This is a genomic window from Phenylobacterium sp. FG114 (assembly GCF_057809855.1).
This window is the reverse complement of sequence record NZ_JBMDKU010000002.1, coordinates 285,967-298,624: the sequence shown is the minus strand read 5'-3', so window position 1 is coordinate 298,624 and position 12,658 is coordinate 285,967. Positions and strand designations below refer to the sequence as shown.

General features: G+C 69.2%; 12 protein-coding genes. 2 read left to right on the top strand and 10 right to left on the bottom strand.

All coding sequences use genetic code 11. The features are described 5' to 3' along the window. Position 1 precedes the first annotated feature (1 nt). The 3 genes from ACODSY_RS04500 to ACODSY_RS04490 form a co-directional block, all read right to left on the bottom strand. Positions 2–1,486 (bottom strand): MFS transporter, encoded by a 1,485-nt coding sequence (locus tag ACODSY_RS04500; RefSeq protein WP_488950458.1) that lies wholly within the window; start codon positions 1,484–1,486, stop codon positions 2–4. Positions 1,487–1,561: 75 nt separating this feature from the next. Beyond that, complete coding sequence (locus tag ACODSY_RS04495) at positions 1,562–3,040, bottom strand: MFS transporter (protein ID WP_488950457.1); 1,479 nt, start codon at positions 3,038–3,040, stop codon at positions 1,562–1,564. 82 nt (positions 3,041–3,122) lie between these two features. After that, positions 3,123–4,565, bottom strand: coding sequence for an MFS transporter (locus ACODSY_RS04490; protein ID WP_488950456.1), 1,443 nt, complete (start codon positions 4,563–4,565; stop codon positions 3,123–3,125). Between the two features lie 162 nt (positions 4,566–4,727). Here ACODSY_RS04490 and ACODSY_RS04485 point away from each other — a divergent pair, with 162 nt between their 5' ends. Next, positions 4,728–5,291, top strand: a complete 564-nt coding sequence (locus tag ACODSY_RS04485) for a dihydrofolate reductase family protein (protein ID WP_488950455.1) — start codon at positions 4,728–4,730, stop codon at positions 5,289–5,291. A gap of 16 nt (positions 5,292–5,307) precedes the next feature. On the opposite strand, the gene ACODSY_RS04480 is transcribed toward ACODSY_RS04485, so the two are convergent. The 6 genes from ACODSY_RS04480 to ACODSY_RS04455 all read right to left on the bottom strand — a co-directional run bounded on the left by ACODSY_RS04480 (position 5,308) and on the right by ACODSY_RS04455 (position 11,519). Beyond that, entirely contained in the window at positions 5,308–7,518 is a 2,211-nt protein-coding gene (locus tag ACODSY_RS04480; protein WP_488950454.1) for a xanthine dehydrogenase family protein molybdopterin-binding subunit, read from the bottom strand. Positions 7,519–7,521: 3 nt separating this feature from the next. Continuing rightward, positions 7,522–7,986 (bottom strand): (2Fe-2S)-binding protein, encoded by a 465-nt coding sequence (locus tag ACODSY_RS04475; protein WP_488950453.1) that lies wholly within the window; start codon positions 7,984–7,986, stop codon positions 7,522–7,524. Between the two features lie 90 nt (positions 7,987–8,076). Then, complete coding sequence (locus tag ACODSY_RS04470) at positions 8,077–9,069, bottom strand: sensor histidine kinase (protein WP_488950452.1); 993 nt, start codon at positions 9,067–9,069, stop codon at positions 8,077–8,079. A 117-nt stretch (positions 9,070–9,186) separates the two neighbouring features. Continuing rightward, the gene (locus ACODSY_RS04465; protein WP_488950451.1) at positions 9,187–9,900 is read right to left on the bottom strand and encodes a TPM domain-containing protein; all 714 of its coding nucleotides are present in this window, start codon (positions 9,898–9,900) and stop codon (positions 9,187–9,189) included. Beyond that, on the bottom strand, positions 9,900–10,703 hold the full coding sequence (locus tag ACODSY_RS04460) for a TPM domain-containing protein (RefSeq protein ID WP_488950450.1): 804 nt from the start codon (positions 10,701–10,703) through the stop codon (positions 9,900–9,902). Before ACODSY_RS04460 ends, ACODSY_RS04465 begins: the two co-directional genes overlap by 1 nt. A gap of 153 nt (positions 10,704–10,856) precedes the next feature. Continuing rightward, complete coding sequence (locus ACODSY_RS04455; RefSeq protein ID WP_488950449.1) at positions 10,857–11,519, bottom strand: LemA family protein; 663 nt, start codon at positions 11,517–11,519, stop codon at positions 10,857–10,859. A gap of 83 nt (positions 11,520–11,602) precedes the next feature. Between ACODSY_RS04455 and ACODSY_RS04450 the strand changes: the two genes are divergently transcribed. Next, a complete protein-coding gene (locus ACODSY_RS04450) occupies positions 11,603–12,370 on the top strand; it encodes a class I SAM-dependent methyltransferase (protein ID WP_488950448.1) in 768 nt (255 codons plus the stop codon). Here ACODSY_RS04450 and ACODSY_RS04445 read toward each other — a convergent pair. After that, positions 12,367–12,615, bottom strand: a complete 249-nt coding sequence (locus ACODSY_RS04445; RefSeq protein WP_488950447.1) for a hypothetical protein — start codon at positions 12,613–12,615, stop codon at positions 12,367–12,369. The two genes, ACODSY_RS04450 and ACODSY_RS04445, sit on opposite strands and share 4 nt — an antisense overlap. Positions 12,616–12,658: the final 43 nt, after the last annotated feature.

The following is a 12,658-nucleotide window of genomic DNA, read 5'->3' as shown; positions in this document are numbered from 1 at the left end:
CCTAGGAACTGCGTCCTGCCCGCACGTCGTCCGCCCGCTTGAGCTGCAGCCGCGCGGCGAGTTCGGCGTGGCGCTCCCGGGTGACGGCATAGGGCAGCAGCGACAGGCCGGCGGCTACGGCGAACAGCGCCGCCAGCGGCCCCCAGGCCAGGATCAGCAGGCGCAGGGTATGCTCGGGCGGCGCGGCCCCGACCACGTGGCCCGCCGCCTTGGGGAAATCCAGCGCGTCGAGGGCGAAGCCGGCCGCCATCTGGCCGAAGCCGCCGGCCGCCTTGGACGCGAAGCCCAGGCCGGCGAAATAGAGCCCCTCGCGCCGGGCCCCGAACAGGACCTCGTGCTCGTCGGCGGCGTCGGCCATCATCGCGGGATAGGCCACCACCAGGAACCCGATGCCGACGCCGGCGATGGCGACATTGACCATGAGCCAGGGCACCACTTCCGCGCCGGTCAGCATGAACAGGCCCATGGCGCGCAGCCCGTGCAGCACCGTCATCGATCCGACCATCAGGGCCAGGCCCAGCAGGATCACCGACTTCTTCTCGAACCGGTTCAGCAGCGGGCGGGTGAGCGGCACGCCCACCATGATCGCCAGGTAGAACGAGACGTTCACCGACTGGATCATCTGGGGCGGCATCTTCCAGACGAAGGTGTAGGCGTGGTTGTTGAGCGCGCCGTTCACGCCCGCCGCGATCCAGAACAGCAAGGCCGAGAGGAAGAGCGAGCGGAACGAGGCGTTGCGGAACACTTCCGGCGCTTCGCGCGCCAGGCCCGCCATCAGGGTGGCGCCCGGCGTCGTCGGCTGGGGCAGCCGGCGCGCGAAGCCCCAGACCCCCGCACAGCAGATGGCGCCGGCCGCGAAGAGGAGCGCGCCCATGCCGGCGCCGAAGGCCGGATAGTAACGCTGCTCCTGCAGGCCGCCTGGGCCGGCGAAGAACACCGAATAGGCGAGGATGGTCACCGCGAGGCTGATCACCACGCCGAAGGCGCCGCGATAGGCCACGACGCTGGCCCGCTCGGCATAGCCGCTGGCCATCTCCGCCCCCAAGGCCGCGTAGGGCAGGTTGTAGAGCGAAGCGACGCCACGCAGGGCCATCTTGAACGCGACAAGCCAGGTGAACAGCAGCAGCGGCTGCAGGCCCAGCGGTGGCGAGAACAGCAGCCAGAGGCTCAGACCCGTCAGCGGCGCGCCCAGCGCCATCAGCGGGAGGCGGCGGCCGAACCGGCTGCGCAGATTGTCCGAGAACGACCCGATCAGCGGATCCATCACGGCGTCCAGGCACATGCTGATCGCGAGCGCTACGCCCACCATGCTGCCCGAAAGGCCCAGGACGGCCGTGTAGTAGAAGAACACGAAGCCGGCGACGATCAGATAGCCGGACTCGATGGCCTGGCCGAACGCGTAGAGCAACTTCACATGGAATGGCGGCTTGAGCTCGCCTTCGACAACGGCGGGCGCGGGCCCGCCTAACGCGTCAACCGCCGCCACACCGTTCCTCCGACTGAACGCTTCATTGGAAAGAACGGTATCCCTCTGGGGGCGGCTGGCAACTCTGACGCTGCGTCACACGGCGGCGGCGCGCCGCGCGCGCAGCTCGGCGGTGATCTGTTCGTGCCGGGCGCGGGTGATGGCGTAGGGCGAGAAGGCCAGCCCGCCCAGGCCGACCAGCGCCGCCGGCGCCCAGCCCCAGGTCAGGACCAGGTGGGACAGCACGTCCGGATCGACCACGGCGTTCACCTGCCGGCCCACCTCGCGGGGGAAGCGCAGCAGGTCGAGCGCGAAGCCGCCGATCAGGAGACCCATCCCGGCCGCGGCCTTGCCTGCGAAGCCCAGGCCCGAGAAGAACAACCCCTCGCGGCGTGAACCGTGGAGGTGCTCGTGCTCCTCCGCGGCGTCGGCCATCATAGAGGGGAAGACGATGAAGATCAGTCCCGACGCCACGCCGAACACCAGCGACGACAGCGACAGCCACGGCAGGGCCGCGCCGCCCTCGGGCGCGAAGAGCCCTAGGCCACGAAGGCCGGGCAGGACCAGCCAGCCGGCCGCCACCACCACGAAGCCGAACGAAGCCACGGCCTTCTTCTCCATCCTTCGCAACAGCGCCGGCGTGAGCGGGACGCCGATCAGGATGCCGGTGAGATAGACGTAGGTGATGACCTGGATCGTCTCGGGCCGCAGCTTCCACACGAAGATGTACGCGTGGTTGTTCAGCGCCTGGTGCACGCCCACCGCGCTGGCGAACAGCAGCATCGAGGTGAAGAGGATCACGAACGTCCGGTTGCGGATCATCTCGGCGACTTCGCCGAGGAACCGGCGGGCGATGGGCTCGGGCGGGACGACGGGCTGCGGCAGGGCCGTGGCGAAGCGCCAGAGGCCGGCGCAGGAGATCAGGCCGCCCGCCAGCACCAGCACCGCGATGGTCCAGCCGAAGGCGGGATAGTTCTCGGCCCGCTGCAGCCCGCCCTCGCCCGCGAAGAAGACCGAATAGCCGATCGCGGTGATCATCACGGTCACGAGGATGCCCGAGAGCAGGCGGTACGAGACGATCCGCGAGCGCTCGACGTAGTCGTCCGACATCTCGCCGCCGAGGGCGAAGTACGGAATGTTGTACATCGAGGCGAAGGCCCGCAGCGCGCCCTTGGTGAGGGTGAGCCAGACGAACAGCAGAATGGGCGTCATGCCGGACGGCGGGGCGAAGAGCAGGCCCATGGTCACCATGGTCAGCGGCGCGGCCAGCAGCATCGCGGGCAAGCGGCGTCCAAAGCGGGAGCGGATACTGTCGGACCAGGACCCGATCAGCGGGTCCAGGGCAGCGTCCACGGTCATGCTGATCGCCATGGCCGCGCCCACCAGGCTGCCCGAAAGGCCCAGCACCGCCGTGTAGTAGAAGAAGACGAAGGTGTTGACCGCCAGGTAGCCGGACTCGATGAACTGCCCGATCGAGTAGAAGAACTTCACGCCAGCGGACGGCTTGGCCACGCCGCCAGCCTGTGCGCCGCCCGCCGTCACCGCAGGCCCGCCGATACCTTCTGCGACCGCCACCTGGTGTCCTCCCGTGCGGTTCTTGTTGGGAGAACGCTATTCCCCTTGCGCGGCGTGGCAACCGTGACGCCACGTCACGGCCCTATTCCGCGGCGGCTCCGTTGCGCAGGCGGAGGGCGGCGGCCACCTCGGCGTGGCGGCGGCGGGAAATCGCATAGGCGGCGAGGATCGCCATCGAGCCGAAGACCATCACCGCGCCCAGCGGCCCCCAGGCGAACAGAACCTTCTGCTGCAAGCTGTGGGGCAGGACCGCGCTCACCTGGCGGCCGATCTCCTTGGGGAAGCCGATCAGATCCAGGGCGAATCCCGACAGCAGCACCCCGAGGCCGGTAGCGGCCTTGAAGGCGAAGCCCAGGCCCGCGAAGTAGAGCCCCTCACGTCGGCGGCCAAACAGGTGCTGATGCTCGTCCGCGGCGTCGGCCATCATCGAGGGGAAGGCGATGGCGCAGAAGCCCGCCCCCAGCCCGGCCACCGCGACCAGCCCCGCCAGCAGGGGCAGGGCCGCGCGCCCCTCGGCGGTCACCAGCCCCACGATGCGCGGCAGGCCGAGAAGGATCCACGCGCCGGCGACGAGCCCCATGCCGATCATCGCCACCGTCTTCTTTTCGAGCACCCGCGCCACGAGCGGGGTCGCCGGAACGCCCAGGAACAGCCCGCCCAGGAACGAGAAGGTCGCCGTCTGGATCATGTCGGGCTGGAGCTTCCAGACGAAGACGTAGGCGTGGCTGTTGAAGGCCGAATTCACGCCGACGGCCGTGTAGCAGACGCCCGCCGAGAAGAAGAGCGTGCGGAACGAGGGATTGCGGAAGATCTCGGCCACCTCGGCCGGCAAGCGGCGCAGCAGGTGTTGCCCCACCCTGGGCGCGCCCGGCAGCGAGGCGGCATACCTGGCGGAGCCCAAGGTCGAGATCAAAGTCGAAGCCGCGATGATCGCCGCGATGGTCCACCCGAAGGCGGGATAACCGTCCGGCCGCTGGAGGCCGCCCTCGCCCTTGAAGAACACCGAATAGGCCAGGCCCGTCGCCGTGCCGGTGGCGATGATCCCGAAGACCGTGCGCCAGGCCACGACGCTGGAGCGTTCGTGGTAGTCGGCCGACATCTCTGCGCCCAGGGCCACGTAGGGCACGTGGAACATCGACACGCCGGCGCGGACGACCATCGCCCAGCCCGCCAGCCAGGCGAACAGCGCCAGCTCGGGCAGGCCGGCCGGCGGGGCGAACAGCATGCCCACCGACAACGCCATCACCGGACCGCCGAAGGCCATCAGCGGGATACGGCGTCCGAAGCGCGAATGGATGTTGTCCGACCACGAGCCGAAGAACGGATCGACCGCGGCGTCGGCGCACAGCCCCAGGAACAACGCGGCGCCCACCAGACTGCCCGAGAGTCCGAGCACCGCCGTGTAGTAGAAGAAGACGAAGGCCACCGCGGCGATGAACGAAGCCTCGCCCATGGCGCCCAGGCCGTAGAGGAACTTCACCGGCAGCGCCGGCCGGCGCGTCGTCGCGTCGATCCCCTGCGCCACCTGCTTCCTCCGCCCGCTTCGCAAGCCGACCGTATTCGCTGGCTCGCGGCTGGCAAGCCATCTGCGACACGGTCGCAGAAATCTGATTGCATTACGCAACCGGTATGGATATTTGGTTCGTCAGCCGGCGCGCGCCGCCGTCCTCCCACAAGGCCTCCCCCGATGCGCAAGCTGATTGTTTCGCAGGTCGTCAGCCTCGATGGCTTCACCACCGGTCCCGATGGCGCGTTCGTGCCGCCACCCTGGTCCGACGACGTGGCCGCGAAATGGTCCAACTGGGCCATGGAGACCAGCGACCTGTTCGTCTACGGGCGGGTCAACTTCGAATACATGAAGGCCTTCTGGCCGGCGGCCGAGACTGACGAGGCCATGCCGCAGGACATGCGCGACTTCGCGAAGGCCTATAACCAGCGGGCGCGCGTCGTCATCTCGAAGACCCTCTCCGGTGATCCCGGTTGGAACGCGGAACTGCTCACCGATCTCGGCCAACTCGCGGCGCTCAAGGCGCAGCCTGGCGGCGCCATCGTCTGCTTCGGCGGCGCCGACCTTGCCCACAGCCTGGCCGAGGCCGACCTGATCGACGAGTACCGGCTCATGCTGGCGCCCTACACCCTAGGCGGCGGCAAGAAGCTGTTCGAAGGCGGGCCGCGGCGCGACTTCGAGCTCACGGAAGTGATCTCCACCGACGTCGGCTCGCTGATCCTGACCTACGCGCGAAAGCGGTAGGCCAGGCCGGCCTCCCCTACGCCTTGAGCATCTCCGGCGTGACCGGCAGGCTCCGGACGCGCTTGCCCGTGGCGGCGAAGATGGCGTTCGTCAGCGCCGGGATCGCCGGCGGCAGGGCGGGTTCGCCCAGGCCGGTGGGCGGGAACTCGGTCTTGAGGAACTTCACCTCCACCGGGCACGACTCCGAGATCCGCATCAGCGGATAGTCGGTGAAGTTGCTCTGCTCGGTCGCGCCGTTGGCGATCGTGATCTGCTGGTGAAGGGCCCCCGAGAGGCCGTCCAGCACCGAGCCCTGCACCTGGTTTATGGCGCCGTGCGGATTGATGATCTGGCGGCCCACGTCGGCGGCCACCCAGACCTTCTTCACCTTCACCGCGCCCTCAGCCGAAACCGCGACGTGCGCCACTTCGGCGAAGTAGCCCAGGTGGCTGAAATAGCAGGCGACGCCCATGCCTTCGCCCTTGGGCAGCTTGCCGCGATTGGCCCAGCCGGACATCTCACCCACGGCCTTGAGGACGCCGCGCATGCGGCCGGCGGCGTAGGCGGCCGGGGCCTCGCCCACCACGTCCTTGTCGCCCAGCAGCTTGATCTGGAACGCCAGAGGGTCGGCGCCCGCCGCGTGGGCCATCTCGTCGATGAAGGACTGGAAGGCGAAGGCCAGGGCGTTCGAACCCGGCGCCCGCAGCGGACCGGTGGGCACGCCCAGCGGGATGGTGCTGACGTCGTAGCGGCAGTTGGGCACGAAGCGGGCAGGGAACTCGGCGGCCGACATGCCGGCGCTGGGCGCCGTCGGGCCGGAGCCGCTGGCGAAGGTGACGAAGTGGTCCTGAAGCGCCACGAGGTTGCCCTGCGCGTCGAGGCCGCCCTTGAAGAAGTGGAAGCCGCCCGGCCGGTAGTGGTCGTGCTGCATGTCGTCTTCGCGGGTCCAGACCAGCTTGACCGGCGCCTTCGCCTCGCGGGCGATCCAGGCCGCCTCGACCATGTAGTCGTTGGCGAGCCGCCGGCCGAAGCCGCCGCCGCCGCGGACCATGTTCACGGTGATGTCCTCGGGCTTCATGCCCAGGGTCTTGGCGCAGAGCTGGCGGCCTGGCTCCGGGTACTGGGTCGGCGCCCAGACCTCGAGCTTGCCGTCCTTGAACTCGGCGGTGCAGTTCTGCGGCTCGAGGTTCGCATGGCTGAGGAACGGATAGGCGTAGGCCGCCTCCACCGTCTTCGCCGCGCCCTTCAGGGCGGCCTCGACGTCGCCGTCGTTGCGCGCGTTGCGCATCGGCTTTCCGGCGTTGAGCGCGGCGGCCTGCTCGGCAAAGCCCTTGCTGGACTGGCTGGACGTCGGGTGGTCGGCCCACTTCACATTGAGCTTGTCGCGGCCCTTGCGCGCCGCCCACCAGCTGTCGGCCACCACGGCCACGCCCGGCATCAATCCTTGGCCGATATGGCCGCCCGCCGGCGCGAACGCGTCGTCGGCGCCGGCGACGATGAAGGCCGCCTTCACGCCCTTCACCGCCTTGGCGGCCTCGAGGTCGGCGCTGGCCACCTTGGCCCCGAACACGGGCGCCTTCACGTAGGTGGCGTACAGCATCCCCGGCCGGCGCTGGTCGATGCCGAACAGGGGCTGGCCGGTGACGATCTTGGCCGTGTCGTACTGGACCTTGGGCTTGCCGACGATGCGGTAGTCCTTGGCGTCCTTCAGCGGCACCGTCTTCGGGTCGGGCGGCGTGATCGTGGCGCAGGCCATGGCCAACGAACCATAGGTCCGCTTCTTGCCCGACGGCTTGTGGATCACCTCGCCCGGCGCGGTCGTGCAGTCCCCGGGGCCGCAGTTCCACGCCGTCGCCGCCGCCTGGATCAGCATGGCGCGCGCCACGGCGCCCACGCGGCGCAGGTCGTCCCAGTGCATGGGCGTGGCCATGCTGCCGCCGGCGAACTGGCGGCCGTAGGTCTTGGGATCGTTCGGCGCCATCTCGATGCGCACGTCCTCCCACGCCACGTCGAACTCCTCCGCGATCAGCATGGGCAGCATGGTCTTCACGCCCTGGCCCACGTCGGGGCTCTTGGCGAGGATGGTCACCTGGCCATTCGGCGCGACGGTGACATAGGCGTTCAGCGGCCTCAGCGCGTCGTCCTGCGCCTCGGCCTTGCCGGCCATCGAGAACGCCAGCGTGAAGCCGCCCGCGCCGACCGAGGTCAGGATCTCGCGGCGATTGGCCTTCAGGTCATGGTAGGTCATGGCTCAGGCCTCCTTCTGGCCGGAGGCGCGCTTGATGGCGGCCCGGATGCGGACGTAGGTGGCGCAGCGGCAGATGTTGCCGTTCATGGCCTCGTCGATCTGGGCGTCGTTCGGCTTCGGCGTCTTCGAAAGCAGCGCCGTGGCGCTCATGATCTGCCCGGCCTGGCAGTAGCCGCACTGGGCGACGTCCAGTTCGGTCCACGCCGCCTGAACCTTCTTGCCGACGGGATGGGCCGCCATTCCCTCGATGGTGCTGATCTTGGCCTTGCCGACGCTCTCGACGGGGATCTGGCACGAGCGCATCGCCTCGCCGTCGACATGGACCGTGCAGGCCCCGCACGCCGCGACGCCGCAGCCGTACTTCGTGCCCACGAACCCGAGGGTATCGCGAAGAACCCAGAGGAGCGGCGTGTCGCCGTCCACGTCGGCGGAAACCGCCTTGCCGTTCACATTGAGGGAATAGGCCATGCCCGCGTCTCCGACCGTTCGCGTATGATGCTACCTGTCGGGTGGGCGGCGTGAAAGCTCCGCTAGATGACAGAGCCGTAATGTTTGGTCCTAGCCGCGTGCGGCGGGGAAATGGATGTCGGCCTGGAAGCCTGACGGTTCGAACCGTGCCACCACGTGGCCTCCGTTGTTGCGCAGCGAGATGTCCAGCAGGCGGCTGCCGAAGCCCTTGCGGGTGACGGGCCTGACCTCGGGGCCGCCCTTTTCCGTCCACTTCAGCTGGGCCTTCTCGCCCGGCGCATGGCTGAGGTCGAGCCGCACCCGGCCGGCCGGAGCGGACAGCGCGCCATACTTGACGGCATTGGTCGAGAGTTCGTGCAGCAGCAGGGCCATGGCCACGACCATCTCGTTCGAGATGCTGATCTCTCGGAGCTGCGGATCGATGTCGAAGCGCGAGCTGTCGAAAGGATCCAGCGCCCGGTCCAGCAGGTCGGCGAACCGCAGCGACCGACCCGCGGCCTGGGTGACCAGGTCCTGGCTGTCGGCCATGGACTGCAGCCGCGCCATCAGCACCGCCTCGAAGTCCTCGACCGTCGAGACGCCCTTGGCCGTCTGGGCGACGATGGTCATCATGATGAGGATGCCGTTCTTGGCTCGATGCGCCAGCTCGCGCAGCACCAGGCTGCGACGCTCCTCGGCGGTTTTGCGGTCGGTGATGTCGAGGTTCGAGCCCACGGCCATCCGCACGCCCTCGGCGTCCTTGAGCAGGCGCCCGCGGGTCAGGATCCACCGCGACTTGCCGTCGGGACCGGGCCGGGCGCGGTGCTCCATGCCGAAAAGACTGTCCTCGGGCCCGTCGCTGGCTCGGAGGTACGCTTCGCGGACCACCTCGCGATCGTCGGGATGCACCAGCTCGGGATAGTCCTCGATCGTCAGCGGGCGAGAGTGGGTGACACCGAACAGTTCGCGATTGCGGTCGTTCCAGACGAGTTCACCGGTGCGGACATCCCACTCCCAGAGGCCCAGACCGGTCGCGTCGACCGCGGCTTCCAACCGGCGGAGACGTTCGCGAAGCGCGTCAAGGTTGTCTTTGTCGTCGCTCACGCCCAAACTCGGCCCCAACGGCCACGCCCTACAGCCACGCCCAATCTGGGGCCGAGGCGCCAGGGTCACAACAGCCTATGTGAATTCGTCGCAGCTTCAGCGTGCAACTGCCTCGCCTCAGGGGCGTGGGAGCACAACCACCGCGTCCGGCAGCTCATTGGGGTTGTCGCCGAACCGCGCGGGGAACTTCTCGGCCAGCACATTGGCGCAAAGGCCGATGGCTTCGGCAAACCCTTCCGCCGCCCGACCGCGCTTGAGCCCGGCGGTCAGCGCGCCCATCGCCCTGTCCCAGGTGTCGTCAGCGACCTGGGCGTGGATGGCCTCGTCGGCGATCAGCTCGGCCATGCGTTCGGCGGCCGAGACATAGATCAACACGCCCGTCCGTTCCCGAGTGGCATGCAGGTTCTTCGCGATGAACTGTTCCTCGGCGCGCATGCGGACCCGGTCGCGCTTCATGCCTCTGGGCGTGAGGCGTCGCCGCACCGGTGGGATGGCCACGAGGAACAGAGTCGCCACGAACAGGAAGGCCTGCAGCAACAGCGTGCCGATCAGCGCCGCCCGCGCGGTAGCCTCGCCCACCTCCTCGACCTGGTCGGCCGTCCAGCCGCCGAACATCCGCAGGTCGGGCGCGGTCACGTGTATCCCGAACAGCAGCAGGATGGCCGGCGCCAGCAGGGCGACGCCCGCCGCCCAGGCCAGCGGGGTCGCGTGGTAGTCCGAGCTCTCCTCGGCCAGCACGCAGTAGATCTCGCCCGTGGTCCGCACCTCGGCGGCCCGCACGGCGGCCTCGATCGCGGCCAGATCGTCGGACGTCAGGCTGAGCTTCGACATCACCAGCTCCCCGAGGCGCCGCCGCCTCCCCCCGATCCGCCGCCACCGGAGAAGCCGCCGCCACCACCGCCCGACCAACCTCCACTGCTCCATCCGCCGCCGCGCCGGCCGCTGGAGCCCGGGCCGGAAAGAATGAAGGGCAACAACCACCAGAGGCCGCTGCCGCCGAACCGCCGCCGCGCGCCGAACGCCCGCAGCAGGCCGCTCAGCACCCAGACGACGACGATCACGATCACGAACAGGGGGATGCCGCCGCCGCTGTCGCCCGACTGGTCGGCGATGGTCACCTGCGGCCCGGCCGCCTCGGCCTCGGCGATCGCCGCCTTCTGCTGGTCGGGCGGCAAGCCGATCTGCCGGGCGATGGCCTCGGTTCCGTCGACGACGCCCTTCTCCATGTCGCCGGCTTTGAAGGCCGGCAGGATCGCGCGCTGGATGATCAGGCTGGACAGCGCGTCGGTCAGCACCGGCTCGAGGCCATAGCCCACCTCGATGCGCACCTTCCGCTGGTTGGGCGCGACGATCAGGATCGCCCCGTCGTCCTCCGCCTTGCGCCCGATGCCCCAGGCGCGCAGCAGCTGGTAGCCGTAGTCCTCGATCTCGTAGCCCTGCAGGTCGGGCAATGTCGCGACGACCAGCTGGTGGCCGGTCTGCTGCTCGAGGGTGGCCAATTCCTGCGTCAGGCGAGCTTCCGTCGCCGGCGAGAGCATGTTGGCGTCGTCGACGACCCGGCCGGTGAGCGGCGGAAACTTGGGCGCGGCCAGGGCTGGGAGCGCGACAAGGAGGCCCAGAAGCAAGGCGATCACCCCTACCCTTCTCCCCTTGCGGGAGAAGGTGTCGCCCGAAGGGTGACGGATAAGGGGGCGGGCGGCGAGGGGAGCGAAACCCCTCATCCGACCCGTTGCGCGGGCCACCTTCTCCCGCAAGGGGAGAAGGACGCGTAAGGCCGTCGGGAACACCTACTTCGGCGGCGGCGAGCCGGGCGCGGCGCCGGCTGGCGGCGCGGCGGCGGGGGCCGCGGGCGCGAAGTCGACGGTCGGCGCGGACTGGGCCGTCGCCGTGGCCTGGAACAGCTGCATCGGCTGGCTGGAACTGTACATCGTCTTCGCCCAGATCACCTGCGGGAAGGTGCGGAGCGTCGTGTTGAAGTCGCGGACCGCCTCGTTGTAGTCGCGCCGGGCGATGGCGATCCGGTTCTCGGTGCCCTCGAGCTGCGACTGCAGGGCCATGAAGTTCTCGTTCGACTTCAGGTCCGGATAATTCTCCTGCAGCACCCGCAGCGGCGCCAGGGCCAACGAAAGGTTGTTCTGGGCGGCCGCATAGCGCTGGAAAGCCGCTGGATCGGTGGTGATACTGGCGTCGGACTTCACCTGCATCGCGCTGGCGCGGGCCTGGCTCACCCCGATCAGCACGCTGGACTCCTGGGCTGCGTAGCCCTTCACGGTCGCCACCAGGTTCGGGATCAGGTCGGCGCGGCGCTGGTACTGGTTCTGCACCTCGGCCCACTGGGCCTTGGCCTTCTCCTCCTTGGTCGGGATCGTGTTGATCCCGCAGGCGGCCAGCGCCAGCGGCGCTATGAGCACGAGCGCGAGGCTCCGGAAGCGACGGATCAGGCTGGTCATCGAGGTCCTCTCACAGCGGAGCCTTTGGCCGGATATTTGGCCTGCACATTGATCCCGCGCAATCGCGGCGGCACAAGCGACGGATGGCGAAGGCCAAACCCTACTACGCAGCCGGCAGCCTCAGCGCCGTGTTCTACGACCGGATCACCGGCGCCGACGCGCGCCTGCTGGGCGATGAGGACATCTACGCTGGCCTGGTTCCGGCCGGCGGGGCGATCCTGGAACTGGGCGCAGGCACCGGCCGCCTCACGGCCGGATTCGCCGAGCGCGGCTTCGAGGTGTGCGGCGTGGACATCTCGCCCACCATGCTGTCCCAGGCAGAGGCGCGCATCGCGAAGCTGGGCCCGGACGTACGCGAGCGCGTTACGCTCCGCCAGGGCGACATGACTTCGCTGGACGTGAAGCGAACCTTCGACCTGGTCGTCTGTCCCTTCTTCACGCTCGCCCACGTTCCCACCGGCGCCGCCTGGAGGAATACCTTCGCGGTGGCCGCCCGCCACCTCGCGGTCGGTGGGCTGGCGGCCTTCCATCTCCCGAAGCTTGAGCTGATGCGGGGCCTTGAACCTCCGGACCCTCGCCGTCCGGTGCTGGACCAGCACCTTGGGGACGGCCGGGCTCTGCTGCTCTTCGTGCTGGAGCGCAGTTTCAAGGAAGGCGTGAACCGTCTGGAGCAAGTGATCGAATACGTCCTATCCGACGAGGCGGGCCGCATCGCACATCGCAGCGCCGAGCGGCTGACCTACTACATGACCGACCCGGAACCGTTGGCCGCCCCGGCCGGACTCGTCCCCGACCGCCCGCCCATCGACCTGGGCGGGGTCGGCGACATCTTCGTGTTCCGGAAGGCCTAGGTCCGGCGGCTGATCTGATCCTTGGTCGCCTGGCGGGTCTTGGCGCCCTGGCCGCGCAGGGCCTCGGTCCGCTCGGGCCGCGTCGTATGGTTCGAGCCATATTGCGCCTCGGCGTCGGGCGGTTCGCCCCAGGCCTCCTCCGGCCGGTCGCTCTGGCCCAGCTTATGGACGTCGACGTTCGCGGGGGTCCCTTCGCCCAGTTCGGGAGCCTGCGGCTTGAAGGTGCGGTCTTCTTGATCGGCCATGCGCGTCCTCCGTGGGTTGGATAACCACAACCCGCGCGGACGC